The organism is Rhizobium sp. PRIMUS64 (assembly GCF_023006465.1).
Lineage (GTDB): Bacteria > Pseudomonadota > Alphaproteobacteria > Rhizobiales > Rhizobiaceae > Rhizobium > Rhizobium leguminosarum.
Genome location: NZ_JALBGX010000001.1, coordinates 49,638 through 75,406, shown reverse-complemented (window position 1 = coordinate 75,406; position 25,769 = coordinate 49,638). Strand labels below are relative to the sequence as shown.

Genomic DNA, 25,769 nt, shown 5'->3' with positions numbered 1-25,769 from the left:
GCATTTCGTCGTGCTATTTAAGGTTCAATTTAGCCGAAACTGCCAGGGCCATTGCCCGGCGACTGACCCCCAGTTTGGAAAACACGTTCTTGAGGTGGAATTTCACCGTAGGCTCGGAAAGCCCGAGCGCGCGTGCGATTTCCTTGTTGCTCTTGCCTTCATGTAGGCAGAGCAGGACCTGTTGCTCGCGTTGGCTGAGAAGACTTTTGCCGCCAAGAGGACCCTTGATCCGGCGGCCGTTATCGGCCGGTTTGCCGAAGACGCTTCTTTCACCCTGGCCAATTATGCGACCGATGAAGTCGACGGCATCGGCACTGAAGACCTTCAGGCCGAAACGCCGCACGATCGCCCGCACGACCGTGGAGAATTCTAGCCCCTCGTCCTCGAAAAGCTGGGTTACCTCGTGCGAGCGAGCACGCGCGATCGCAAACTGGAAATATTCGAGTGCCTGGGCATGCCGGCCGTCGTTCCAGGCGGCAACCGTTGCCAGAATTTCCGCCGCCAGCAGGTGATAACCGCTGCCGTTCGAGCGGCTTCGCGCCATCACGATCTCCAGATTGGCGAGCCCTTCGCCTGGACGTCCCTGAGCCTTGAGAAGGCGCGCTTGCGCGACGAGGAAATCGTTTTCCTCGCGCCAGGTCCAGAAGTGCCCGAGTTCAGGATCGCGCAACGATGAAACCAGCCGCTCGACGAGAAGCACCGCCGATTCAATCAGGCCGGTCTTCGAGAAGATATCGACGCGCATGATGTCGGCTGCAATCTTCAGGCGCGGCAGCGCGCGTTCGACGGCGACCTCTTCCGCCTTGTCGATCGCTGCCATTGCCGTATCGAGACCGCTCAACCGCAGCCGGCTGCGGGCCAGCAGCGAAAACATCCGGGAATAGATATCGACCCAACCTTCGCCCTGGACCACGGCATTGACCGCCTCGCCAAGGCTCTTCTCGACCAGAGCCATCTCGCCCTGGAGGTAGAGAACATCCGCCGTCGCGACGCGGCAGATCGCTTCGAGATTGACGTCGGTCCACTGCGCGCTTTGGATCAGGTCCTGCGCCTCCCGGCAGAAAGTCAGCGCCGCCGAGAAGTTGCCGGCGAGCGTATTGACCAGCCCCAGATGGATCAGCATGAAGATCTGGGCATAGGCCGTCTTTTCCTCGCGATAATAGGCCAATGCCTTCAAGGCGCTCAGCCGCGCGAGGTCGAGATTGCCGCGCCTGGTATAAGCGATGCACAGATGGTTGTAGATCCAGCCGAGCTCCCACGTCGATTGCGGCGAAAAACCTGACGCCATTCGTTCGAGATGCAGGATCTGCGCATCGTCGAGATGAAGATCCTCATAGATATCGACCAGCCCGTCGATGTGATCGAGCGTCGATGCCTCGATCGTCAGGAACTCGTCGCCATGCAGGGCCCGGCCTTGCTTGATCGCCTCCATCCGCTCGCGCGCCGCCTTGATGTGCCCCTTCTTCGCGAGCACCAGCACGTAACACAATGACAGGCTCGGAGATTCGTGGATGACGCCGGCGGGCAGGTCGGCGATCAAATGTTCGAGCACTGTGTGGCCGGCGCGGATGAAGAGATTGACGCCGCCGGCCTGCCGGATCGTCTGTGCGGCGAGCGAAAAGTTGCCGGCGCGCGCCGCATGCGAAACGGCCCTTTCCAGGAACCCGCGCTCGGCAAACCAGATCGCCGCGATGGAGTGAAGCGTTGCCTCGTCGGTCTGGGGATCACCGGCAAGCTCGGTCGTCAGGCACTTCCGCACGATCGGATGAAGCCTGTACCAGGCCGCACCCATCTGACTCTTTTCGATCAGCGGGCTCATATCCTCGAGCAGCCGAAGGTCATCTGCCTGCAGATCGGTGCCGGAGAGATGGCTTGCCAGCTCCAGCGGGAATTCCTCCAGGATCGACGTGACGCATAGCGTTCGGCGAAGCGCCGGCGACAGCGGACGCAGGATCGCTTCGTCGATATGGCGGAAGAGATCGGGATGTTCGCCGGCCAGCAGCCTGTTGCGCTCGTCTATCCCGCCGCTCTCCATCACGCCGAGCGCGATCTGCGTCAAGGCCGGCCATCCACGGGTGGCGCGAACGAAGTTTGCGACATCGCCAGTATTGATGGTGCGGGGAAACAGGCTGCGGATCTCGTTGCGGCTGAAGGCGAGGTCGACGGCGTTGATCTCCGTGACAAGACCGCGCACCCTGAGGCGGGCGAGCGGCAGCGGCAGTTTCTGCTGCGATGCGCAGACAATCCTCAGATTGTCGGGGGCACCTAAGAAAAATCCGTCGAGGAAAGCCTGCACGTCGGGTGAGGAAGCAATATCGAGCTCGTCGATGAACAGGATTGCGCCGCTTGCCCGGTCGGCGACGATGTCGAACAGTTCCCTCAGAGAGGCGGGAGGCCGTGGGGTGTGGATGCCGAGCGCCAGGCAAAGATCGGCTAGCAGTTCGGCAGGTTGGCCATGCGTGGGGCCGAGCGTGATCCAGCCGCAATGACCGACGCCGCCATCGAACAGCGACTGAAAATAATCAGAGCCGGAAGTGACTGCCTCATATCCTGCCTTGAGCAGTGCCGTCTTGCCGAAGCCAGACGGTGCATGGACGACGACGATCTGGCGCGCCAGACCGTCGCGAATCTTCGAAAGGGGAAAGGGACGGTCGATGGCCGTGAACAGCATGCGCGGCGGGCGAAACCGGGAACCTAGCGTCTTCGGTTCACGCCCGCCGGGGCGGGTTGCCGTTTTGCCTTCGGAACGACTGTGATGCATCCAAAAACGCCTCGCTCATTCGACCATCCTGACTTGCGAGCTTTAAGAAGCATATCCCGTGCCAGCCTAGATTTAACCGGCCTCGAGCGGTGCGTAATTCTGCGTCAGGCCGAAGGCGGCGGGGCCGAAGACGTCCAATGCCTCCGGTGTGCGCATGATCGGCGGCACCTTGACGCCAAGCACGTTGACCCGCTGGCCATAACGCAGGCGTTCGGTGGTTATCGGTTCGGCAGTGTCGGCTTCGAGGATGCAGATGAGATCCGGCACGATCGCCAGCACCCTGCCATCTTCCTCTGCCACCAGATTCTCGTTCTGGATCTGGATGCGCACCGGCCTGCGGCTTGTGTCGAAAGGTTCGATCGTCACGACCCCGACCGACCAGCCGTTCTGCTCGCGCCGCGAGACGTCGACCACCTTTCCCGAGGCCAGAAGGCGCGCGGTCTCGTAATGCGTTCCGGAGAAGAATTCGATCAGGTCGGCGAGCGGATCGCGATGCGCGGCAAGTGCCAGCCGGATGGTACGCCCGATGCCGATGGCAAGCGACATCGTTCCTGGAACGGATACGCGACGGGTCGTGCGGCCATCCATGCCGTAATTGACGATATAGGACTGGCCGCCCATTCGGATCGTCACGCCGCGAGCGAGCCATTCGGCCTTGGCCGCACTTTCCGTCTCGATGATCACCACATTGCCCTGCTCGTCGGCGACCGTCACGGGTGCGGCAGGCACGCCATAGACGTTGAAGGTCTCCATTTCGAGCTGCGGAAAGGCGCGTCCCATGCCGTCCGCGTCGATAACCGGGAGTCGGCATTCCGCCGCCAGCATGATCGGCACCATCGAGTTGATGCCGCCCGCCTCAAAGGGGATGATCGCTCCCATCGCCTTGCCGACGCGTTTCTCGTAAGCCCTGAGTGCAAGCCCGATCTCTTCGCCGCTCGGCATCTTCTCGATCAGGATCGTCGGCGCCCCCATCGCGCCACAGGCGGCGACCTCGATGCCGTCAGGCACGTCGTCGAGCGCCAGAAGATCGACCGCGCCGTGGCGTTCGATCGCCGCCTTCGCCATCAGCTTGCCGATATAAGGATCGCCGCCGCCACCGGTGCCGAGAAGGGCTGCGCCGACCGCCAGGTCGTCGATATCCTCGTTGGTGATGATTGCCATGTGTTCAGCCGATCTCTTCGATGGAAATGAAGGGTTCCTTCAGCCCGAAGCAGGCAGGGCCGAAGACATCGAGCGCTTCCGGCGTCCGCATGATTTCGGGAACGGAGACGGCAAGCACGGTGACGCGCTGTCCGTAGCGAAGGTTTTCGCTGGTGATGGGTTCTGCCGTTTCGGTGTTCATGATGCAGATGAGATCGGGCACGATCGCCTTCACCTTGCCGTCGACGCGGGCGATCAGGTTCTCGTTCTGGATCTCGATCTCCATCGTCGAGCCGAAGGGCGGCAGCCCGCCGATCGTAACGCGGCCGATCGAAAATCCGGCCTTGGTCTCGCGCATGACATCGGTGATTTTGCCGCCGAAGATGATGCGCCCGTAGCGGTAGAGCGTCGAAGGCAGAAATCCGAGCAACGCCTCGATCGGATTCTCGTGCGAGCTTTTGGCGTTGCGGAGGACTTCGCCGATGCGGATGGCGAGGCTCAGCGTGTTCGGAATGGCGGTGCGTTTGACGTCGGCGCCCGACATTGCATATTCGGCGATATAGGCGCAGCCGCCCATGCGGATGGCGACGGCGCGCGAAAGCCATTCCATCTGGCGGTTATCGACCGCCTCGATGATGGCACAATCACCATATTCGTCGCTGACGGCCATCGGGCTGCCGGAGACGCCGTAGACGCCGAAGGTTTCCATTTCGAGAAAGGGAAAGGCGCGGCCCATGCCGTCACCGTCGACGACGGGCAGGCCGAGGCGGGCGCCGACGACAAGCGGGATCGTCGAGTTGATGCCGCCGATCTCGATCGGCATGGTCGCCTGCGCCTTGCGGCCGAGATGGCGTTCGAGCCGCTGTAGCGAAAACATCGCCTCCTCGCCGCTAGGGATCTTCTCGACCAGCACGGTCGGCGCACCCATCATGGCGGTCGGAATGACCAGCATGTCGTCCGCCAATTCGCTGGGATCGATGATGTTCACCTCCAGCCCTTCGTCGAGGCATTGCTGCACCATCAGCCGGCCGACATAGGGATCGCCGCCGCCTCCGGTCCCGAGGAATGCCGCGCCGACGGCAAGGTCGCAGAGTTGTTGACTGTTGAGTTTCATAGGGTCCTCATCCGATCACGAGATCGCCGATAGCCTTGACGCGGATGCGTGTCGCACTGCCTGGCAGATAGGCGAGCGGCACTTCCTCGACATCCATGATCTTGACCGTTCCGGCCTCTGCACCCGCCTTGACGGCGCGCTCCTCGGCTTCCTTTTTGGCGCCGCCGAGCACGATGTCGCGGGAGGTACCTTCGAGCGAGAAGATGCGGTCGACCTCGCCGCCGACCTGCGCGATCGCAGCGCCGATGGCGTTGGCAACGGAGGCGTTCTCAGGACGGATGACGCGGGATGCGGAGGGCAGGTCGCGCGAGATCAGGATCGAACCACCACCGACCAGGATGACGGGCAGGGGCTCGGCGCTCGTCTTCATCCGGTCGACGGCCTCGTCGGCCATGCGGTGGATGGTATCGAGCGCCGTCTTAATCGTCCTTGCCGGGATATGCGCGACACACGAACGGTCGCCGATATCCTCGAGGCCGGCCGCGACGATGATGTCCGTCGTCGTCAGTGTGTCGCCGCCGAAGATCAGGGCGCGGGAGGTGATTTCGTAGCCGACCGAATCCGGGCCAATGCGGGCACCGTCGTTGCGCACGATCGAGCCGCCGCCGAGACCGATGGCGAGCACGTCGGGCATGCGGAAATTGGTTCTGACCCCGCCGATATCGACGGCGACAGCGGATTCGCGCGGGAAGCCCTGCATCAGCATGCCGACATCCGACGTGGTCCCGCCGATATCGACGACCATCGCCTCCTTCTCGCCAGCAAGCATCGCGGCGCCCCGCATGGAATTGGTCGGGCCGGAGGCGAATGTCAGCACCGGATAACGCTCGACGTAGTCCGGCACCATCAGTGTCCCGTCGTTCTGGCTGATATAGAAGGGCGCATTGATCGCCAGTTCCTTCAGGGCGTTACGGAAGGAGTTGACGACTTTGCGCGACAGGTCGGCGAGCGACGCATTCATCACCGAGGCGTTTTCGCGTTCGAGGAAACCGACCCGGCCGACTTCGTGGCTGAGCGATATCGACAGGCCGGGGATCTCGTTGCCGAGAATCTCGGCGGCCCGCAGCTCCATATCAGGTGTCACCGGCGAAAACACCGAGGTGATCGAGGCTGCCTTGAGGCCGCGGCTGCGGATTTCACCGGCGATGCGCAGGATCTCGGGCTCATCAAGCGGCGCGATCTTGCGGCCGTCGAATTCGTTGCCGCCACGCACCATGAAAGTGTGGCGGCCGAGTGTGTCGGCCAAATCCTTCGGCCAATCGGTCATCGGCGGCAGCGCCTTGGTCGCCGGCAGGCCGAGCCTGATAGCGGCGACTTCGAGCAGCCGCTTGCGCTCGACGACGGCATTGGTGAAATGCGTCGTGCCGATCATCACCGCCTGGATTTCCGACACCGAGACGCCGGTCATCGACAGCACCTGCTTCAACACGGCGACAATGCCGGAGCCGACATCGCTGGTCGTCGGGCTCTTGCACGCGCCGAGTACCAGCGGGCCGTCCATCAGGGCAGCATCGGTATTCGTGCCGCCCACATCTATTCCAATACGCATCATGACCTCCGTGAGAATATGCCTGGCCGTGGCACCGGAGCGGATGGCTCCGGCGCTGGCGATGTTCGCTGTTTCCGTGTTGCTTCAGGCGACGAGCGCCTCGGACCGGTCGGGGTCCCACCCGACCATGACGGCGGCACCGGGGGAAAATCGTTCGGTGCGGGACTGGTTCTGGCGCTCGGCGACGATCTCCTGGGAACCGATGGCCAGCCGGTAGCGCACCAGCGCGCCTTGATAGGTTTCGCTGACGACCGTCGCGGGAAGGCTGACGCCGGATGAGCTGTCGGGACCGATGATGACGTTCTCGGGGCGAACCACCAGCTTTGCCGCCTGCCCGGCGGCCAGGCCTTCGGGACCCCGCGTCGGCAACACGGTTCCCTCCAGCAGCACGGTCATGCCTTGCCCGTCATTGGCGCCGACGGTGACGTCAATGACATTCGAATGACCAATGAAGGTGGTGACAAACAGCGTCTTCGGCCGTTCGTAGATTTCCTCGGGCGTCCCGACCTGGACGATGTGCGCCTTCTGCATGACGCCGATGCGGTCGGACATCGTCAGGGCCTCATCCTGGTCGTGGGTGACGTAGACGGTGGTGATGCCGAGCTTCTTCTGCAGGTCCTTGATCCAGTATTTCATTTCCTCCCTGAGGCTTTTGTCGAGCGCCGACAGCGGCTCGTCGAGAAGGAGGATGCGGGGCTCCGTCACCAGCACGCGGGCAAGGGCGACACGCTGCTGCTCGCCACCCGAAAGCTGGCGCTGGAAACGCTCCTCATATCCGGAAAGCCCGACCTGGCGCAGCGCGGCGGTGACGCGCTTGCGGATCTCCTCCTTCGGCAGCTTCCGGAGCTTCAGGCCGAAGGCGATATTGTCGGCAACGTTCATGTGGGGGAAGATCGCGTAGTTCTGGAACACGATGCCGATGTCGCGTTTCTCCGGCGGCAATCTCGTCACGTCGTCGCGGCCGATGAGAATCTCGCCGCCGCTGGGCGGCACGAAGCCGGCAATCATCCGGAGCGTCGTCGATTTTCCGCATCCCGATGGGCCGAGAAGGGAAAAGAACTCTCCTTCGGCGATGTGCAGGTCGACGCCGGCGACCGCGACGCTATCGCCGTAGGATTTAGCGAGCTTTTTCAGATGGATATCGGACATGCGGCGAAGGCTCTCCTGTTATGAAAGATGTGCGACGGGCGGCGCGGAACCGCCCGTCGCGGCGGCATCAGCTGGCGAAAATGCCGTTGACCGTTTCGACGATGTCGTCTTCGTTTTCGAGGTAGGAATTCCAGTCCGGCACCCAGAAGCCCTTGATGGCGTCGGCGCTGTTGACGACGCCGGCCTTGGCGAGATTGTCGGGCAGGACGGCGTTGCTGACCGTCGGGCGCAGGTAGAATTCCTTGCCCATATTGCCGATGAAGGTCGGATCGAGGGCGCGGTCAAGAAGCGCAAAAGCGAGCTTCTTTTGCACCGGCTCGGCATAACGGCTGATCGTATAGGTCTGCGTCAGGATCGGCTGCTGTTCGGTCCAGTACCAGAAGGCGAAAGGCGCGCCCTTGTCGCGGGCCTGCATCGGCTCGGCATCGTCGAGCACGGCGACCACCACTTCGCCGCGGTCCATCAGCGTTTGCATGTTGCCGGTGAAATCGGAGATCTTGGCCGGCATCAGCGCCTTCATCGCCTCGTAGCCGGCATCAAGATCGTACTGATCCTTGCCGAAGATGCCGCAGGCGACGAGGAAGAAGTCCATCTGCAAGGTGTTTGACGTGATGTAGGTGCCGCGCTTGCCGGCGAATTCCGGCTTCCAGAGATCCTTGAACGACGAGGGCGGCGGCGAAACCAGATCGGTGCGGTAGGCATAACCATACTGGTTGAAGGCCCAGGTGACGCCGACGCCATTGGCGGTGGCGAAGGGCCATAGGTTCTTGGCGTTCGGCACGTTCGGCAGCAGTTCGTCGAGTTTTAGGAAGAAATCGCCGGCCTTTGCCGTCTTGAACATCTCCGGCAAGTTCCAGTTGGTAATGTCGAGCGGCGGCTTCTCGGCGCCGCCGGCGACGAATTTTGGGAACCAGGGCCAGGTCGAGTCGTATTCGATCTTGCAGTTGAACTCCTTCTGGAAGTCGGTCAGCAGGTATTTGTTGACCAGCTCACCCCAGGGGCCGCCCCATTCGCCGACGCGCAGCACGGCGCCGCCGGCATCGAAGACCTTGCCGTCGAAGACAACATCCTGCGACCAGGCGTGATTGATGTTGAACAGGGGCAGTGTTGTGGCAGCGACGCCCATCTTCAGGATCGTGCGGCGGGTATGCCCTGGCGTTTTCTCAGTCATGAAGTTCCCCTTTTTTGCTCTATCGTTGATGTGAAGGCGTAGCGGTATTCATCCCCCGAAGGTGCGTTTCAGGTTGACGAGTCTGGAGGTCAGCACGGTGGAGAGAATGACGAGTGCGATGGCGAAGATGCCCGCGGCGGCGGCCGTCGGCTCGAACTGGTAGCGCATCGAGACATACATCGCGATCGGCAGCGTCTGCAGGTTCGGCGTCGACAGAAACAGCGTGACTTCGAACTGGCCGAACGAGACGATGAAGGCGAAGATCGTGCCCGCCGAAATTGCCGGCCCGATGATCTTCAGCGTCACCAACCGGAAAGCGGTGAAAGGCGAGGCGCCAAGGCTGCGGGCGGCCTCTTCCAGCGAGCGGTCGAAACCGACCAGTGCCGCCGTCACCGTCGCGATGACGAAGGGGCAGGTGACGATCACGTGGCCGATAATCAGCCCCGGCATGGTGCGGGCAAGGCCGATGCCCGTGGTCACGTAGAAGACATAGAGGGCAAGTCCCAGCACCACGCCGGGCAGCACGATCGGCAGCATGAAGAAGCCGCGCAAGATGCTGGAGGTACGGCTCTGCGAGCGGGTCAGATAGATCGCCGCCATCGTGCCGATCACCGTCGAGATCAGCGTCGAGACCAGTGCGATCATGAAGCTGACCCCATAGGCCGAGAGGAAGACGGGCGAAGTCAGGAACGCCTGTATCCAGCGCAGCGACAGGCCCTCCGGCGGAAAAGTCAGGTAATCGCCCGAGTTCAGGCCGGCAAGCACCACGATGAAGACCGGCACCAGGAGGATCGCCAGCGACAGCAGCGAGATGACCTTGAAGGCAAGGGGGATGGCGGACTCTTCACGCATCAGGTGCGCCCTCCCGAGGTTCTGACCGCCGCCTGGTGGTAGACTGCAACGGCTGCGATGCTCGTCACGAAGAGCACGACGGCGATGGCGGCGCCGAACTGCCAGCGTCCGACCTCGGCGATCTGCTGATAGATATGGATGGGCAGCACCATCACCTTCCAGCCGCCCATCAGAGCGGGCACGACGTAGGAGCTGATCGAAAGCGCAAAGACCAGAAGCGTGCCGGCCAGGATTCCGGGCATCGAGAGCGGAAGCACGATGGTGACGAAGGCCTGCCAGCGCGAGGCGCCGAGGCTGCGGGCTGCCTCTTCGAGCGAGGGATGGATCGCCTTGATGATGCCGATCAGCGACAGCACCATGAAGGGCAGGGTGATCTGCACCAGCCCGACGATGACGCCGAAGACATTATACATCAGCGGCAGTGGCGCTGTTATCGCCCCGACCCTGAGGAGAAATCCGTTGATGAGGCCGTTATCGCCGAGCAGCACCATCAGTCCGTACATGCGGATGACCATGTCGAGCTGCATGGAGGACAGGACGAGGATCATCAACAGCGTGGCGCGGCTCGGCTTCACCGTCTTTGCGATGACGTAGGCGAGGGGATAGCCGAAGAACAGGCAAGCGGCGCCGACGATGGCGGAAATCCAGATCGAGCGCAGGATCGATTCATAATAGCTCGCCCGTGTGAAGATGCGGACGAAATTGTCGAAGGTGATCTGGCTGTTGAGGGCGATGACGCCGGCGACGGATTTGTTGAAGGCGAGCCCGAAGAGTGATGCGGTCGGGATCACGAAGAAGACAAGGAAGACGAGGAACGCCGGGATGACCAGCCACCACAGGCGGAAATCCTGAAGAGCGGTGGTCGATCCTTTCCGCTTTTCCGTTCGTGTCATGGTGTCCGTTTGCGCAATCGCCATCCCTGTCCTCTCAATGGAACGTCCAGCGTTCTCTCATTCGGCCGCAAGCGGCATGGGCAGATGAATATAGTCGTAGCCGAGCAACTGTTTTTCGGGCGGCTGTGGGAATGTCAGCTTGCTGTGGGTAAGGTTCGAACGCACCAGCGCGGCGGCAACGGAAACAGCGGCGGGAATGGGATCGATGACAGGCACATCGATCCCGTGCGCCAGAAGTCCCTCGCGCAGGGCGAAGGCGCAGCCCATCAGGCCGGTGCAGCCGAAGACAAGCGCCTCGGCGCCATCTTCCTCAACCGCCCGGATGCCTTCCTTGATCAGCATCGCCTTGGTCCGGTCGAGATCTTCCTCGAGTTCCAGAACGGGAATATCGACGCTACGCACCGAGGCAAGCTTGGTCGAAAGGCCGGCGACGGCCGCGGTGTTTTCAAAGGATGCGCGCAGTCGGCGCATCACGGTGAGGACGGAAAACCGGTGGCCGAGCATCGCCGCAAGGTGCATGCCGGTCTCGCAGGGTCCAAGCACCGGGATCGTCACGGCTTCCCGCGACGGCCTGAGACCCGGATCGCCCATGCAGTCGATAATGACGGCATGGACGCCTTCATTCTGCGCCTTGATCACTTCGGCAATCGTTCCCGGCACCGAAAAGGCAGCTTCGAATTCGCTTTCGATCGATCCCGGTCCCGCCGTAATCTGCGAGTGGCTGACCTTGATGCCGGGATATTCCAACGCCCGGAGATCGGCGACTTTGCGAAATCCTTTGGTGACGATCGGTGACACCACGCGAATTTCTACGACGCTATCCTGCACGGCCGGCCTCCTTGATGCCCAATTCGCTCTGAGCAATTCATGGGCTTACGGTGCCGCAGTCCGCCCCGGCTTGGAAGTTCTGAAATGAGTAGGTGCGGATGTGATTCGGATGGGTCATCGGCCGGTACGGATGGTGGAGAACCTATTCGAATGGATAGGGTGCTCGAGAAAAAGTGATTTTAAAACAAATACTTCTCGATGACCGATTCCAGAAGCATTGCATTCCAACGTGAAAATCCGCCGCCATCAGGGGGTTTGACGAGGCCGAGCAGACGAATAACCCTGCATCGACGACAGCAGTTCAAGACCGCCTGCTCATCCCCGGGGAATCGTGCCATGCCTTCGGCCAAAGCCGCGCCTTCCGCATCATCCTTCCAGACCCGCGCCAGAACGGCGTGGCGCCTGTTTGCGAATTTCGCCTATGACTATCGCCGTTTCCGCCGCGCCTCCTTCATCGATGGCGCAGAGTCGCGCGAAAACCGGCGGGCACATATCCATCTCCTGGCGCATATGTTGGAATACGGAATGTCGCTTTCCAATCCACGCAACGGCTTCGGCATGGACAAGGTGCGGCTGCTGGCGGTGGAGACGCGTCGCTATATCGAGCAGCATGGCCGCGACGCTTCGGCCGATATCAGCCTTTCCGTGCTCTCGGCCTATGTCGACTTCAACGCGGAGCAGGGCGATGTCAGCGAGGCACAGGCACTGCTGGACGATTTGCTCGTCGTTGCCGGCGCCGGGCACAATATCCGGCTCGGCGGCAGCGAGACGGTGAGTGCTGCCGAGATCGTCAGGCATGCGCGGATGGATTTTGTCTCCTTCATGGAGGCGCGCCACAGCGTGCGCCAGTATGACAGCAACAGGACAGTCGCGTTCGAGAAGATCGAAAGATCCATCCGTGCGGCCCAGCAATCGCCTTCGAGCTGCAACCGACAGACATGCCGTGTCTACGCCTTCACCGAGAAGCCGTCGATCGCCCGCGTTCTCGCCCATCACGACGGCAATCGCGGCTTCGGCGAGCAGCTCGGCGGCGTATTCGTCGTGACGGTCGACCTGTCGCACTGGAACACGGTCGGCGAACGAAACCAGGGATGGGTGGACGGCGGCATGTTCGCCATGACGCTGGCGCTTGGCCTCCACGCGGAGGGACTGGGCGCCTGCATGCTGAACTGGAGTGCGGCGCGCGAGCAGGATATCAAGATGCGGACCTGCGTCGGCATCCCCGACAACGAAATCATCATCACGCTGATCGGTTTCGGTGAGATGCGCGCGGATTTTCGCGTGCCGGTATCGGCCCGAAAGCCGATCGACATGGTCCTGACGCACGAACCACCGCTCCGGTAAGCCTCAATCGTCGAGCGATCGGCAGCGCTCGACACCATCGGCAAGATCGGCTTGAGGCCCAACGTCAGGACGAGGAGCCTGATGAAGATGGATACGCTCGCTCCAAGAGAAGCGGTTAGCCGGCAGCTTTATCATTGGCAGGCTGTGTGGTAGGAGCGGCTCATGACATCACTGATCGATTTTGATTGCCGAAGCTGCGGAGCCTGCTGCTCCTATTCGTCGACCTGGCCCAGATTTTCCACCGAAACAGAAGCTGCTCTCGATTTGCTGCCGGCGCAGTTCGTAGCCGCGAACGAGCAGGGAATGCGTTGCGACGGTGCGCGTTGCTCCGCACTGGTCGGTCGCGTCGGTTCGGAGACATCCTGTCAAGTGTACGATCTTCGGCCTGACGTCTGCCGCGCCTGCGTCCCAGGGGATGGCGCTTGCCTGACCGCGCGCGAGTTCTTCGGGATCGGTCAGCCAGGTTTGCCGTCCGGTCACATGGATGCGCATTTGCCAATCAACTGAGATGAGTGGCGCGGTCCCCCGCGCCAATGTTGGCTATGACCGCGATTGCGCGCTAGGCGCGGCACTTTAAAACCGACTGTGGCGGTTCAACACCCGCGACCGACATGATCGATCCGGTGGTATCAAAGCAAATCTTCGAGAACTTGCCCAAAGTCTCGGCGTGGCGGGTAGCGCTCAGATGACTACGCCGAGCGTTTCCAACAGCTCCTTCTTCAGCATTCGGCTCTGCTTGCTGTCTGAGGGTCCTGTCACGGCAAGGACCAAAGACGGCAGCGTCCACAACATCTAGCAGCACAGTGACGCGTTCAAAATAGCTGCTACTGTTCTAACCGCTGGTCAATAAATCCTCTTGACTCTCCAAATGGGATACTTATTTAGATGAGTAATAACTCACTCAATTGAACTCGGTCATATGGCGCGTCCTCTAAGCGAAGAAAAACGGCAAGCCTTGCTTGAGGCGGCATGCGATTTTGTAGCCCGCTTGGGAACTGAGGCGTCGACCGCGAAGATTGCAAAGGCTGCGGGCGTGTCCGAGGGAACGCTGTTCACTTATTTTCCAACCAAGGACGATCTTCTCAATCAACTCTTCGTGTCGATCGAAATCGATCTGATGGAGCGGATGCTTGCTCCATATCCGGATGGGGACGCTCCTCGCCAAAGGCTAAGACGCGTGTGGGACCGTCTGGTGGATTGGGGATTGACCAATTCGACGGCTCGAAAGGCTGTCAGACAGCTCAAGGTTTCGGATCGGGTAACCGCGCAGAGCAGACAAAAAAGCAAAGCCATGGTCCACGATGCACGGGCAATCGTCGCGGCATGTCTTGCCGGACGTGCCGATCCTGAAAGGATTGACTTCTATATCGATACGGTTCTGTTCGGCCTTGCCGAAATCACGATCAACGCGATAACCGCCAACCCGAAACAGGACAAGAACATCCGACAGGCTGGTTTCGACCTGTTTTGGAAAGGTACTGCCGCATAAAATTTGACTCATTATTGAGTGCCTAAATACTCATTCAAAAGGAAAGCGACATGGCTCATTCTATTGGTTTCACGGAAGCGAGTGTTCCCGACCAAACGGGAAAGACCTTCATCGTCACAGGTGCCAACGCAGGTATTGGCTTTGAAATCTCACAAGTGCTTGCTGCAAGAGGCGCTCGTGTCCTACTGGCATGCCGGGAACGCACTAGGGCAGAGCAGGCAATAGCGCGGATCAGGCATATCACGCCAAAGGCTGATCTAGCCTGGTTGCCGCTTGATCTGGGCGATCTCGACAACGTTCGAGCTGCGGCTGAAATTGCCGCGAGAGAGCCGCGCATTGACGTGTTGATCAACAATGCAGGCATCATGAACCCACCCTTGACACGCACCGAGCAAGGCTTCGAGTCCCAGTTCGGCGTCAATCATCTTGGCGTTTTTGGGCTGACAACGTTGCTCTTGCCAAAGCTGGCAGAAACGCCGGGATCGCGTGTCGTCGTAACATCCAGCATTGCGCACTTGAAGGGGAGGATCGACTGGGACGACCTCAACGCCGAGAAAAGCTATAACAAGAACGGCCGCTACGGCGGCAGCAAGTTGGCAAACGCACTGTTTCTTTTCGAGTTGGATCGGCGCCTACGGGCTGCAGATTCTCCAGTTACGGCTGTCGGGTGCCATCCGGGCGTCGCGAGTACCAGTCTTGGGCGGCACATGGGGATCATCCAACTCGTGGGTCCGATCGTCGGTCTGCTCCTCAACAGCGCGGCCAAGGGAGCCTGGCCTGCGCTGCAGGCGGCGACAGGCAAGGTGATGCCGGGTGGTTACTACGGGCCAACCGGGTTTGGCGGAATTCGGGGTCCGTCCGGTGAGGCGAAACGTGCCCCCGATGCCCAGGATCCAACTCTGTCAAAGCGTCTCTGGGACGTCTCTATTGCGATGACCGGGATCGATCCGGGCTTGGCCCCCGCCTGATAGAAATACAAAGCCCGAAGCAGATGCTTCAAGCAGAAAGCAAGGGAAAAATCAGGGCCGCACTCACGGAGCCACATCTATGATCGCCGAAGTTTTCGTCCCGCTGCACCTTTGGGGCACGCTTGCAAACAGCCATGTTCTTCCTCTCTCGAAGTAGTTCCATAAACTACGTTATGCGATCGATTGATTGTAGCCGGTACATTCTATTTCCAAGTGCGACATGCTTATAAAAACAATGGCTTCGCCTTGGAGATATATGCATGTCCCTTTGCTATTCGCAGCTCACCCTGCCTGATCGCAAGCGTCTTTTTCATCTTAGAGAACGCAAGGTTTCCGTCTCGGAGATTGCCCGCCAACTGGGTCGTCATCGTTCGACGATCTATCGCGAGCTTAAACGCAATACGTTCCAGGATCACGAATTTCCGGAATACAGCGGCTATTACAGCGGTATCGCCAACGACATGAGCAAGGAGCGCCGACGACGGCTGCGCAAACTCAGACGCCATCCGCATCTGCGCGATCTCGTCATCGACCGACTGAAGGCGCATTGGTCACCTGAGCAGATCGCTGGCCGGCTTCTCGCCGATGGCGTCAGTCCTGTGCGCATTTGCCCGGAAACGATTTAAGATTATCCGCTCGGGCTGTATCAGCACCTGCCGGAACGACGGCGCAGGCGTCGGCGCCGCGGCGCACGCAAACCGCGCGACGGCTTAATCCCGCTCGACTACAGAATCTCCCAACGACCTGATTTTATTGATGATCGATCACAGTTCGGGCATTGGGAGGGCGATCTCCTGATCTTCCGGCGTGAACTCGGAGAGACCAACGTCACCTCTCTCGTCGAGCGCAAGAGCCGCTATACGGTGATGATCAAGAACCGCAGCCGTCACTCGCGACCGATCATGGACAAGATCATCCATGCCTTCTCACCATTGCCGTCTTTTGCACGCCGAAGCTTCACCTTTGATCGCGGCACGGAGTTCTCCGCTTTCAGGGCTTTGGAAGATGGGATCGGCGCCAGGAGCTGGTTCTGCGATCCCAATTCGCCTTGGCAGAAAGGCGCTGTCGAGAACACCAACAAGCGCATTCGACGCTTCATGCCTGGCGATACGGATCTGTCCAACGTCGCTCAGAAGCAACTTGTCGACCTCGCCCATCACCTGAATTCGCTGCCAAGAAAGTGCTTGGGCTACAAAACACCGGCCGAGGTCTTCATGGCGCATTTGCGTGAATGCGGCTGATCCCCTACCCTTCAAACGCCCATGTTGCACTTGGTGTAGATTCTCCAGGGCTATTTAGTAATGCGACAGTTGGGCCAGTTAGAGATGCGACAGTCTCGCCTCTCGACGTTCTGGTCAATGCCAACGTTGGGAGCAAGGAGACGACCTTCAGCCTGGTCGAGACCATGAGCGGTCGGAGTCGTCATGCCCTGTTTGATCACCATGTCGCAGAAAGAATTGCATCGCCTCGAAGTCATTCAGAAGATCCGTGATCGACGCCTAAGTGTTGTCCAAGCCGCCGAGCTGCTTGGGCTCAGCCGACTACATTCTTGCACAATTGATGCTGCCGAGACATTCGGCCGAGCCCGTCTTGCTGCCCGCCCCTACTGGCAGCAAAGACTGACAATTCCCGGGAACGGCAGCATTGCCTGCCGTTCCCGGCACGCCTGCGGATTGGAGCGCCTGCTCGCTTGTTGGCCAGCAGGTGGAAAGATTCATCGTCGCTATCTGCGGCTGGATGCCTTAATCAGACGGATTCCCTTACGATCTGGCGAGTCCCTGCATGATCCAGGCGAGCATCCCGGTCTGCAACCGGACGTCTCGATGTCAAATATTGACATCGAGGTATGGATACACAACAATTCATTCAGAAATTTGAAGGAAGGTGCGGCATGACCAGCAGCCTGCATGTGAGCTTGCCCGATGAAATGCGCGCCTTTGTCGATATGCGCGCCAACGGGAAGAGCCAGTACACGACCCCGAGTGAATATGTGCGCGCCCTTATTCGCGAAGATATGGCACGCGAAGAAGACCGCCGCTATGCCATCCGATCACTGCTGCGGGCGGAAGGGGAATTCCGGCGCGGAGAAATGCTGCCCCTTTCGGCTCTTGATGCCGTCGACGCGGAACTGGATGAAGAACTGCGCTAGTGGCTCCACGCGTTCTCATCCTGCCGGCCGCACTTGATAACTATCGTTTGGCCGTCCGCGAAACGGCGCGCAAATGGTCCCCCGAACAGGCAAAGGCGTACGGCCGCCTGCTGCGGGCAGGATTTGAAGGCATCCCCGAAGCCCGTGCCCGCGTGAGGACAAAGAGCGACGAGCGCGTCGGGAACTCACTCTTCCGATTGCACAAAGTCGAGCACCATTACGCCGTCTACATTGTCGCTGACGATGCAACCTTCGTCATTGCCGCGGTCTTACACGAGCGGATGGACATTCCCGCACAGCTGCGGGCAGTCGAACGATTGACCGACAGAGAGTATGAAACGTTGATGGGACACCCTCGGTCGAAGTCCTGAGGACGGTCGACCATGAGCAGCCCACCGGACACAATAGTCTGGCATGCGCGGCCTCTTCCCTCGTCTGCCTCCGCACGAGCAAAGCGGCGCTCGCGCGCCATCCCCGACGACGATGCCGGCCGGTATAAGCGAGAGATGTCGTCGTTTCCTAATTGACGCCGAGAAATTGCTTCAGCTCGGCCGTCTGCGGATTGGCGAAGACTTCCTCCGGCAGGCCTATTTCGTGAACGCGGCCCTGGTGCATAAAGACGACGCGACTGCAGACATCGCGGGCGAACTTCATCTCGTGCGTTACCATCAGAAGCGTCATTCCCTCGGCGGCAAGCTCGCGCACCACGGCCAGAACTTCGGCGACCAGTTCCGGATCGAGTGCGGAGGTAATCTCGTCGCAGAGAAGTGCGGTCGGCTGCATGGCGAGCGCGCGGGCGATGGCGACGCGCTGCTGCTGGCCGCCCGAGAGCTCGTCGGGATAGGCGTCGAACCTGTGGCCCAGCCCTACCCGCTCCAGCATCTTGCGGGCGGTCGCCTCGGCTTCGGCTTTCGGGGTCTTCTTGACCACGGTCTGCGACAGCATGACGTTGCCGCCGACGGTCAGGTGCGGGAAGAGGTTGAACTGCTGAAAGATCATGCCGACCTTGAGGCGCAGTGCCTTCAGATGCACTTCGTCATCGAGGAGCTGCGCGCCGGCCACGGAGATGGAGCCGTCGGTGATGGTCTCCAGGCCGTTGATGCAGCGAAGCAGGGTCGATTTGCCCGAACCGCTCTTGCCGATAATGGCGATGACTTCGCCGGCCTCCACATCGAGATTGATGCCTTTCAGCACCTCGGTGGTGCCAAAGCTCTTGCGGACTTCAGTGATTTCGATGAGCGACATTGAGCTTCCTTTCCAGGATCTGGCTGCTTTTTGACAAAGGCCAGCAAAGGGCGAAGTAGATGAGGGCGACGAGCCCGTAGACGGTGAAGGGCTGGAAGGTGGCATTGGTGACCACCGTGCCGGCTTTCGACAATTCGACAAAACCGATGATCGAGGTCAGCGCCGTTCCCTTGACGATTTGAACGGAGAAACCGACCGTGGGCGGTATGGCGACCCTCAGCGCCTGCGGGAGGATGACGTAGCGCATCTGCTGCAACCGCCCCATGCCGAGGCTGGCGGAGGCTTCCCATTGACCCCTCGCCACCGCTTCGACGCAGCCTCGCCAGATTTCGGCGAGGAAGGCGGCGCTCCACAGAGTGAGCGCCAATCCCGCAGCAAGCCAGGCCGGCACATCTATCCCGAAAAGGCCGAGACCGAAAAAAGCGATGAAGAGCTGCATCAGCAGCGGCGTGCCCTGGAAGAGCTCGATATAATATTTCGCAAGCGCCCTGAATGCCTTGCGCTTGCTAATGCGCAGGAAGAGCAGCCCCAGTCCGACCGCACCGCCGCCAATGAACGAGACGAGCGAAAGCAGGACCGTCCAGCGGGTGGCGAGCAGCAGGTTGCGCAGGATGTCCCAGAGTGTGAACTCGATCATCGCGCCGCCCTCCTCGGGAAAATGAACCCGCCGACCACCGCCAGCACCTGCCGGAGCAGGATCGCCAGCACAAGATAGATGGCTGTCGAGACGATGTAGGCCTCGAAGGCGCGGAAGGTTCGCGATTGTATGAAGTTCGCGGCAAAGGTCAGATCCTCGGCGGCGATCTGCGACACGACCGATGAGCCGAGCATGACGATGACGACTTGCGACGACAACGCCGGCCAGATGCGCTGCAGGGACGGCACGAGAACGACATGCCGGAAGGTTTCGAAGCGCGTCATGGCAAGGCTCTCGCCTGCCTCGAACTGGCCTTTCGGGGTTGCCTGAATGCCCGCGCGGATAATCTCGCAGCTATAGGCGCCGAGGTTGACGACCATCGCAAGGTTGGCGGCCGTCAGTTCGGAAAGCTTGAGGCCGAGCGACGGCAGACCGAAAAAGATGAAAAAGAGCTGGATGAGGAACGGTGTGTTGCGGATCAGTTCGACATAGGTCGCAACGACAGGCTTCAGCCAGGCCGGGCCGAGTGCGCGCACCCAGGCACAGAAAATGCCGAGCGAAATGCCGAGCACTCCGCCGATCGCGATGAGCTCCAGGGTGATCAGTATGCCCTTGATGATGTCAGGATAATATTCAAGCAGCCAGCCGAATTCGAAATGGTAACTCAAGGAATTGTCCCCTCTTGCGGTGACGGAGCGTCATGTCATCCCGCGCGCGGCGCGGGATGACATCCGTGAGACCGGGTTCCTTACAGATCCGACGGGAGATCGGCGCCGAGCCACTTCTGCGATATGGCGTTCAGCGCGCCATCGGTTTTGGCCGCAGCGATAATGCCGTTCACCTTCTCCAGAAGGGCTGCCTGTTCCTTGTTGAGACCGATGTAGCAGGGTGAGTTCTTGATGAGGAACTTCATCTCAGGGCGCTTGGGGGGATTTTTGGCGAGGATCGCAGCAGCCACGACGTTGCCGGTCGCAATGGTGTCGACCTGGCCAGACAGGAAGGCCGAGATAGTGCCGTTGTTGTCTTCGTAGCGCTTGATCGTCGCGTCGGCTGGCGCGATCTTCGTCAGCTCGAGATCTTCGACAGCGCCGCGCGTGACGCCGATGCTCTTGCCCGCGAGATCTTCCACCTTGGCGATCGAAACATCGGCCGGCGCGAACACGCCGTTGAAGAAGGGTGCGTAAGCTACGGAGAAATCGATCACCTTTTCGCGCTCGGCATTCTTGCCGAGGCTTGATATGACCAGATCGACCTTATTCGTCTGCAGATAGGGGACGCGATTGGCGCTGGTGACCGGCACGAGTTCGGTCTTGACGCCCAGCTTTTCGGCAATGAGATTGGCGACATCGATATCATAGCCCATCGGCGCCATATCGGTGCCGACACTGCCGAAGGGCGGAAAATCCTGCGGGACGGCGACACGCAGCGTACCGCGCGCCGTGATGTCGGCGAGAGCATCGGCGTGAGACGTGGAGCCGAAGCCAAAGGTTGCAGCCAGGGTCGCGATTGCGAAAAATACTCGTCTTGTCAGCATGTTTTAATTGCTCCTTTGAAGTTGCGGTTTTTTGGGTTTGACAGTTGGGCCGGAGGACACGGCCTTGGGAGGGAGTGACAGGGAACTGCGCAGCTCCGAGAGCGGATCCGGGCGCGTGGTCAGGTCGAGGCCCATTTCCACTTCGTCCAGATGTTCGACGGAGAGCTCCGCAGCCCTGACGAAATCGCCCGCTTGCATGGCCTCGAAGATGCGGCAGTGCCCATCATGGGACTGTGCTGCGTGAAATTCAGACTGATAGAGCATCGAAATAAGGATCGTCCGCGCGGTGAGATCGCGAAGGATATCGACGATGATGGCGTTACCGCTTAATTCTGCGATGCGGATGTGGAAATCACCCATCAAATAGGTCAGGCGCTGGCGGTCGCCCGCAGCCATTGCGGTCTTTTCCTCGTTCAAATGCGCGTCGAGAGCTTTGCGTCCCTCGTCCGTCAATACGCGCATGCTGCGCAGCAACCCGGCCTCGATGACACGCCGTGCCTCATAGACCGCGATCGCCTCTTCAGCGGACGGCTCGACGACAAACCAGCCTCGTCTTGGACTTACATGCACAATGCCGCGTGTTTCCAGGCGCATCATGGCTTCACGAACGCGGGTTCGAGACACGCTGAAGAGCGTTGCCAGCTGGTTTTCGCTGAGACGCGTCCCAGGCCGAATTTTGGCTGAAAGAATCCCGGAGACGATGGTCTCCTCGATGGTCTTCTGCGTGGTCTCAGATGTCTGGCTATCTTGCATACAAGACAGGAAAGCAAAGCTCGTGCCAAAATTCTGCGTTCAGGATTTCCAAGATGTCTCGGATCCCTCCCCCTGGAATTTGCACGCTGGGAATGCAAACTGAGCGCAAATTGAGCGAGCCCACAATGCCTTGCGAACCCAGATCAGCGTCGGCCGCCCAAAGCCGACAAAGCCCCTTCCCTATCGAAAAGTTGCTTGCGGCTAGACCGGTTCGGCTTATATAGTCAGGATAGTCACTATAGTCAGGATAAAGCGAATGCAGCCATCACGACCAGAGGATAAAAGTTGGACCGTCGCCAGTGCGAAGGCCAAGCTGTCTGAGGTTATCGAACGCGCGCAAGCAACGCCGCAAACAATCATGCGCAATGGCAAACCAAGCGTCGTCGTCGTTTCGGCCGAGGAATGGCAGCGGAAGACCGCGCGCAAGGGCACCCTTGCAGAGTTTCTGATGCAATCGCCGCTGCGTGGCGCTGATCTGGACCTCGAACGGCAGCGCGACGAACCGCGTGATCTTCAGCTGTGAGACTTCTGCTGGACACTAATGTGCTTTCCGAGGTGACAAGGCCGCGTCCCGATGCACATGTCCTACAATGGCTGGACAGTCTCGACGAGGATCGCTCATTCATCAGCGTCGTATCGATCGCGGAGATCCGGCGTGGTGTTGCATTGATGGAAAGCGGCCGGAAGCGCGACGCGCTGGCTGAATGGCTTGCCCAGGACCTGCCGCAGCGCTTCGAGCAGCGTGTCATCCCTGTGGATCAGCCGGTTGCGATAGCTTGGGGCGACTTGATGGGGCTCGCAAAGCGAAGCGGGCGCGGCTTGTCGTCAATGGATGGCCTGATTGCCGCCACCGCGATTGCTCACGATCTCACCCTCGCCACTCGCAATATAAAGGATTTCGAGGGCTTTGAGATCGAGCTTGTCGACCCTTGGACCGAGCGCCCGTGACGATCCGCAGAGCGGACCGTCACGGGATCATTCTTTAAGTTTTGTTGATGCAAATCGTTATCCCAAAACCGCTGCGCACTTTTGGGCGACATGCATTAGTTGAAACTCGAGGTTTTGAGGAATTCCGCCAGCCGTTCAGTCTTCGGATGCACGAACATGTCCTTCGGATCGCCCTCCTCGCAGATGACGCCCTGGTTCATGAAGATGACCCGTGACGAAACGTCGTAGGCAAAGCGCATCTCGTGCGTGACGAGCAGCATGGTCATGCCGTCGGCGGCAAGCCCCTTGATCACCTGGAGCACTTCGCCCACCAGTTCCGGGTCGAGCGCGGAGGTCACTTCATCGAACAGCATCAGCCTCGGCGACATGGCGATGGCGCGAGCAATTGCGACGCGCTGCTGCTGGCCGCCGGAAAGCTGTCCGGGATAGTGGTTCGCGCGGGCGGAAAGGCCGACACGATCGAGCCATTTTTCCGCGATCGCGCGCGCATCCGGCTTCGTCATTTTCTTCACCTTGACGAGGCCGAGCATGACGTTTTCAGCGGCGCTCATATGCGGGAAAAGATTGAACTGCTGAAACGCCATGCCGGTCAGCGCGCGTTGGCGTGCAATCTCCTTCTCGCTCTTGCGGCGCCGCGTTGCTCCTTCGGCGCGATAGCCAATCTCTTCGCCGTCGAGGCTGATCGTGCCGCCCTGGAATTCCTCGAGCATGTTGATGCAACGCAGCAAGGTGGTTTTTCCGGAGCCGGACGAGCCGATGATGGAAATGACTTCGCCTTCCTGCACGGCGCAATCGACGCCTTTGAGGACTTCGTGGATGCCGTAAGTCTTGCGCAGGCCCTGGATGTCGAGAATGGTCTTGGCCATCGGGGTGTCTCCTCAGGATGGCAGGGCGGTCTTGCGCTCGACATATTTGCCGAAGTGCTCGATGCCGTAGTTGATGATGAAATAGAGACCACCGGCCAGGAAATAGAACTGGAGGCTCATGAAATTGCGGGAGATGATCTCCTGCGTGCGCAGGAGAAGCTCGGCGACGCCGATAACGGAGAGCAGCGTTGAGGCTTTCACCATCTCGGCCGCCGTATTCACCCAGGCCGGCAAACACTGGCGCATGGCCTGCGGCCATAGCACCGAGGTGAAGGTCTGGGTAAAGGTCAGGCCGATCGCCTTGGCGGCTTCGGTCTGCCCCTTGGGGATCGCCTGAAGCGCTCCGCGCACGATTTCGCCGACATGGGAGGAGCAGAAGATGGCAAGGGCAAGCACGCCGGCCGAGAACGGCCCGAGATCGAGGCCGACGGCGGCAGAGACATAGTAGCTTGCCAGCACCAGCACGAGCACCGGCGTGCCGCGGATGATATCCGTATAGGCGCGCACGGCCAGACGCAAAACAACGCCGCCATAGACGAGCGCCAGACCGACGAAAACGCCGAGTATGGAACCCGCGAGGATGGCCAACAGGGAGATCGACACGGTCACGCCGATGCCGTTCATGATGACGTAGCGGGCGATCCAGAGTTGTTCGAGAAAGGTGTGGGACATCCGGGTTTATCTCGGCAGGGCCAGACGGCGCTCGACGAAGCGCATTACGGCGGCGATGAGGAAACAGGTCGCGACATAAAGGGCTGAGGTGACCATCCAGGTCTCTATGACGCGGAAACTCTCGACATTGATCTTGCGGGCAGCAAAGGTCAGTTCCGGCACGGCGATGGCGGCGGCGAGCGAGGTGTCCTTGAAGAGCGAGATGATCGTCGAGGACAGCGATGGCAGCACGTTGCGCAGCATCAGCGGCGCGATGATGGAACTGCGGATCTGCATCCCCGTCAGGCCGATGGAAAGACCCGCTTCCGTCAGTCCTCTCGGAATTGACAGCAGCCCGGCGCGGAATACCTCGGCCAGATAGGCGCCGGAATAGAGGGATAGAACCAGGACGAAGCTTTTTATCTTGTCGAGGCGCAAACCCATCTGCGGCAGCGCGAAAAAGGCAAAAAGCACCAGGACGAGTATCGGTAGGTTGCGAATGACAGTGACATAGACCCGCGCCGGCACGATCGCAAAACGGCTTTTGGACGTCAGTGCGAAGGCCACGACCAAGCCGATCGCGGCCCCGATCAGGATCGAGATCACCGCAAGACCGAGGCTGAGTACAAGCCCGCTCAAAAGAAAATCGAAATTGCGCCAGACGGCGGCGAAATTCAACGTATAACCCATACGGGCCGCCCTTTCAGACCAGAGCATGATGCCGAAAAGTGTGAGCTCTTTTCGGACAACATCATGCTCTCACTCCTCAACTGAGAACAGGATTCAGATTTTAGGCCGACCCGGCCTGAAATCATCCTGCTAGTGGAGCGGGAGAAAAGTCCCGCTCCACATGGCTGCTACTTGAACTCGACGGGAAAGCCGATCTGCGGCGGCGTCAGATCTTTGCCGAACCAGGTCTTGAAGGACTTGGCGTAAAAGTCGAATTCAACGCCGGTCATGGCTTCGTGCAGGGCGGTGTTGACGAAGTTCAGCCAATCCTGATCGCCGCGCTTGACAGCGCAGGCATAGGTCTGCGGGTTCCAGCCGAAGCCGGCATCTTTATAGCGGCCCGGATTCTGCGTCATGTACCAGGCGAGCGACGACTGGTCGGTGGCGACTGCATCGGCGCGTCCCGATTCCAGCGCCTGATAGATCAGGTCGACGGAATCGTACTGGTCGACAGTCGCCTCCGGCAATGCGGCATGCACCATCGCCTCGGCGTAGACGTTCTGGAGAACCGAGATGGTAACGGAGGAACCGGCCGCCTTGAGGGCTGCGTAGTCGGCATATTTGCCATCCGCCTTGAGCATCAGGCCGACACCCTCGCGATAATAAGGAATGGTGAAGGCAACCTGCTGGGCGCGCTCGCCGGTAACGGTCATGAACTGGCAGGTGATGTCGACTTTGTCGGTGGTGATGTTCGGGATGCGGGCGTCGGAGGACTGGTTCACATACTCGATCTTCTCAGGATCGCCGAAGAGCGCCTTGGCGATGATGTGGCCCATATCGACGTCGAATCCCTGAAGCTTGTCGTCGGCACTCTTGAAGTGCCAAGGCGCATTGGTGCTGCCCGTGCCGAGGACGAGATGGCCGCGGGCCAGCACTTCATCGAGCTTGCTGCCGTCGGCCAGCGCAGGCGTGGACAACAGAGCGGCGACAGCCAGCGACATCACGCCGGTGCGAAAGGAAATGGTCATGGCGTTCCCCTTATGGATGGTTCCTATTGTT

Annotated in this window: 26 protein-coding genes and 2 pseudogenes; 10 read left to right on the top strand and 18 right to left on the bottom strand. The window is 60.2% G+C overall.

Features of this window, described 5'->3' with window-relative positions; all coding sequences use genetic code 11:
• Window positions 1–13: 13 nt before the first annotated feature.
• The 9 genes from MOV76_RS00380 to MOV76_RS00340 form a co-directional block, all read right to left on the bottom strand.
• On the bottom strand, window positions 14–2,761 hold the full coding sequence (locus MOV76_RS00380) for a LuxR C-terminal-related transcriptional regulator (protein ID WP_247263546.1): 2,748 nt from the start codon (window positions 2,759–2,761) through the stop codon (window positions 14–16).
• Window positions 2,762–2,833: 72 nt separating this feature from the next.
• Window positions 2,834–3,922 carry a DUF917 domain-containing protein gene (locus tag MOV76_RS00375; RefSeq protein WP_247263545.1) on the bottom strand — a complete coding sequence of 363 codons (1,089 nt, stop codon included), beginning with the start codon at window positions 3,920–3,922 and terminating at the stop codon, window positions 2,834–2,836.
• A gap of 4 nt (window positions 3,923–3,926) precedes the next feature.
• The gene (locus MOV76_RS00370; RefSeq protein ID WP_247263544.1) at window positions 3,927–5,015 is read right to left on the bottom strand and encodes a DUF917 domain-containing protein; all 1,089 of its coding nucleotides are present in this window, start codon (window positions 5,013–5,015) and stop codon (window positions 3,927–3,929) included.
• 7 nt (window positions 5,016–5,022) lie between these two features.
• The gene (locus MOV76_RS00365) at window positions 5,023–6,564 is read right to left on the bottom strand and encodes a hydantoinase/oxoprolinase family protein (RefSeq protein WP_247263543.1); all 1,542 of its coding nucleotides are present in this window, start codon (window positions 6,562–6,564) and stop codon (window positions 5,023–5,025) included.
• A gap of 84 nt (window positions 6,565–6,648) precedes the next feature.
• Window positions 6,649–7,713: an ABC transporter ATP-binding protein gene (locus tag MOV76_RS00360; RefSeq protein ID WP_247263542.1), complete on the bottom strand. Its 1,065-nt coding sequence runs from the start codon at window positions 7,711–7,713 to the stop codon at window positions 6,649–6,651.
• A gap of 67 nt (window positions 7,714–7,780) precedes the next feature.
• Window positions 7,781–8,884, bottom strand: coding sequence for a PotD/PotF family extracellular solute-binding protein (locus tag MOV76_RS00355; RefSeq protein WP_247263541.1), 1,104 nt, complete (start codon window positions 8,882–8,884; stop codon window positions 7,781–7,783).
• Window positions 8,885–8,932: 48 nt separating this feature from the next.
• Window positions 8,933–9,736, bottom strand: a complete 804-nt coding sequence (locus MOV76_RS00350; RefSeq protein ID WP_027686377.1) for an ABC transporter permease — start codon at window positions 9,734–9,736, stop codon at window positions 8,933–8,935.
• Window positions 9,736–10,653: an ABC transporter permease gene (locus MOV76_RS00345; protein WP_065276540.1), complete on the bottom strand. Its 918-nt coding sequence runs from the start codon at window positions 10,651–10,653 to the stop codon at window positions 9,736–9,738. Before MOV76_RS00345 ends, MOV76_RS00350 begins: the two co-directional genes overlap by 1 nt.
• A gap of 33 nt (window positions 10,654–10,686) precedes the next feature.
• Window positions 10,687–11,457 carry an aspartate/glutamate racemase family protein gene (locus tag MOV76_RS00340; protein ID WP_247263540.1) on the bottom strand — a complete coding sequence of 257 codons (771 nt, stop codon included), beginning with the start codon at window positions 11,455–11,457 and terminating at the stop codon, window positions 10,687–10,689.
• Window positions 11,458–11,793: 336 nt separating this feature from the next.
• On the opposite strand from MOV76_RS00340, the gene MOV76_RS00335 reads away from it, so the two are divergent.
• The 8 genes and pseudogenes from MOV76_RS00335 (at window position 11,794) to MOV76_RS00300 (ending at window position 17,778) form a co-directional block, all read left to right on the top strand.
• Window positions 11,794–12,801 carry a nitroreductase family protein gene (locus MOV76_RS00335; RefSeq protein ID WP_247263539.1) on the top strand — a complete coding sequence of 336 codons (1,008 nt, stop codon included), beginning with the start codon at window positions 11,794–11,796 and terminating at the stop codon, window positions 12,799–12,801.
• 162 nt (window positions 12,802–12,963) lie between these two features.
• A complete protein-coding gene (locus tag MOV76_RS00330; protein WP_247263538.1) occupies window positions 12,964–13,308 on the top strand; it encodes a YkgJ family cysteine cluster protein in 345 nt (114 codons plus the stop codon).
• A 412-nt stretch (window positions 13,309–13,720) separates the two neighbouring features.
• Window positions 13,721–14,290 (top strand): TetR/AcrR family transcriptional regulator, encoded by a 570-nt coding sequence (locus MOV76_RS00325; protein ID WP_018444816.1) that lies wholly within the window; start codon window positions 13,721–13,723, stop codon window positions 14,288–14,290.
• Window positions 14,291–14,340: 50 nt separating this feature from the next.
• On the top strand, window positions 14,341–15,258 hold the full coding sequence (locus tag MOV76_RS00320; protein ID WP_247263537.1) for an oxidoreductase: 918 nt from the start codon (window positions 14,341–14,343) through the stop codon (window positions 15,256–15,258).
• Between the two features lie 260 nt (window positions 15,259–15,518).
• Window positions 15,519–16,499, top strand: a pseudogene (locus MOV76_RS00315) (IS30 family transposase).
• Window positions 16,500–16,791: 292 nt separating this feature from the next.
• A pseudogene (locus tag MOV76_RS39985) lies at window positions 16,792–16,881 on the top strand (PspA/IM30 family protein); the annotation flags it as partial.
• Window positions 16,882–17,149: 268 nt separating this feature from the next.
• Window positions 17,150–17,407, top strand: a complete 258-nt coding sequence (locus tag MOV76_RS00305) for a hypothetical protein (protein WP_018245705.1) — start codon at window positions 17,150–17,152, stop codon at window positions 17,405–17,407.
• The gene (locus MOV76_RS00300; RefSeq protein ID WP_247263536.1) at window positions 17,407–17,778 is read left to right on the top strand and encodes a type II toxin-antitoxin system RelE/ParE family toxin; all 372 of its coding nucleotides are present in this window, start codon (window positions 17,407–17,409) and stop codon (window positions 17,776–17,778) included. The genes MOV76_RS00305 and MOV76_RS00300 overlap by 1 nt, the downstream gene beginning before the upstream one ends.
• 148 nt (window positions 17,779–17,926) lie before the next feature.
• On the opposite strand, the gene MOV76_RS00295 is transcribed toward MOV76_RS00300, so the two are convergent.
• The 5 genes from MOV76_RS00295 to MOV76_RS00275 form a co-directional block, all read right to left on the bottom strand.
• The gene (locus tag MOV76_RS00295; RefSeq protein WP_130746160.1) at window positions 17,927–18,652 is read right to left on the bottom strand and encodes an amino acid ABC transporter ATP-binding protein; all 726 of its coding nucleotides are present in this window, start codon (window positions 18,650–18,652) and stop codon (window positions 17,927–17,929) included.
• The gene (locus tag MOV76_RS00290) at window positions 18,630–19,289 is read right to left on the bottom strand and encodes an amino acid ABC transporter permease (protein ID WP_018245708.1); all 660 of its coding nucleotides are present in this window, start codon (window positions 19,287–19,289) and stop codon (window positions 18,630–18,632) included. The genes MOV76_RS00295 and MOV76_RS00290 overlap by 23 nt, the downstream gene beginning before the upstream one ends.
• Complete coding sequence (locus MOV76_RS00285; protein ID WP_018245709.1) at window positions 19,286–19,957, bottom strand: amino acid ABC transporter permease; 672 nt, start codon at window positions 19,955–19,957, stop codon at window positions 19,286–19,288. Before MOV76_RS00285 ends, MOV76_RS00290 begins: the two co-directional genes overlap by 4 nt.
• Window positions 19,958–20,037: 80 nt before the next feature.
• Window positions 20,038–20,823 carry a transporter substrate-binding domain-containing protein gene (locus tag MOV76_RS00280; RefSeq protein WP_018245710.1) on the bottom strand — a complete coding sequence of 262 codons (786 nt, stop codon included), beginning with the start codon at window positions 20,821–20,823 and terminating at the stop codon, window positions 20,038–20,040.
• Between the two features lie 3 nt (window positions 20,824–20,826).
• A complete protein-coding gene (locus MOV76_RS00275) occupies window positions 20,827–21,576 on the bottom strand; it encodes a GntR family transcriptional regulator (protein WP_018245711.1) in 750 nt (249 codons plus the stop codon).
• Window positions 21,577–21,832: 256 nt separating this feature from the next.
• Here MOV76_RS00275 and MOV76_RS00270 point away from each other — a divergent pair, with 256 nt between their 5' ends.
• Complete coding sequence (locus MOV76_RS00270; RefSeq protein ID WP_017991284.1) at window positions 21,833–22,099, top strand: type II toxin-antitoxin system Phd/YefM family antitoxin; 267 nt, start codon at window positions 21,833–21,835, stop codon at window positions 22,097–22,099.
• Window positions 22,096–22,524, top strand: a complete 429-nt coding sequence (locus MOV76_RS00265) for a type II toxin-antitoxin system VapC family toxin (protein ID WP_018245712.1) — start codon at window positions 22,096–22,098, stop codon at window positions 22,522–22,524. Before MOV76_RS00270 ends, MOV76_RS00265 begins: the two co-directional genes overlap by 4 nt.
• 95 nt (window positions 22,525–22,619) lie before the next feature.
• On the opposite strand, the gene MOV76_RS00260 is transcribed toward MOV76_RS00265, so the two are convergent.
• From MOV76_RS00260 to MOV76_RS00245, 4 genes are all read right to left on the bottom strand, one after another.
• Complete coding sequence (locus MOV76_RS00260; RefSeq protein ID WP_018245713.1) at window positions 22,620–23,390, bottom strand: amino acid ABC transporter ATP-binding protein; 771 nt, start codon at window positions 23,388–23,390, stop codon at window positions 22,620–22,622.
• Window positions 23,391–23,402: 12 nt separating this feature from the next.
• Window positions 23,403–24,062, bottom strand: a complete 660-nt coding sequence (locus MOV76_RS00255; protein WP_011648868.1) for an amino acid ABC transporter permease — start codon at window positions 24,060–24,062, stop codon at window positions 23,403–23,405.
• 6 nt (window positions 24,063–24,068) lie between these two features.
• Window positions 24,069–24,731 (bottom strand): amino acid ABC transporter permease, encoded by a 663-nt coding sequence (locus MOV76_RS00250; RefSeq protein WP_026188703.1) that lies wholly within the window; start codon window positions 24,729–24,731, stop codon window positions 24,069–24,071.
• Between the two features lie 167 nt (window positions 24,732–24,898).
• Window positions 24,899–25,738, bottom strand: a complete 840-nt coding sequence (locus tag MOV76_RS00245; protein ID WP_018245715.1) for a transporter substrate-binding domain-containing protein — start codon at window positions 25,736–25,738, stop codon at window positions 24,899–24,901.
• Window positions 25,739–25,769 lie beyond the last annotated feature (31 nt).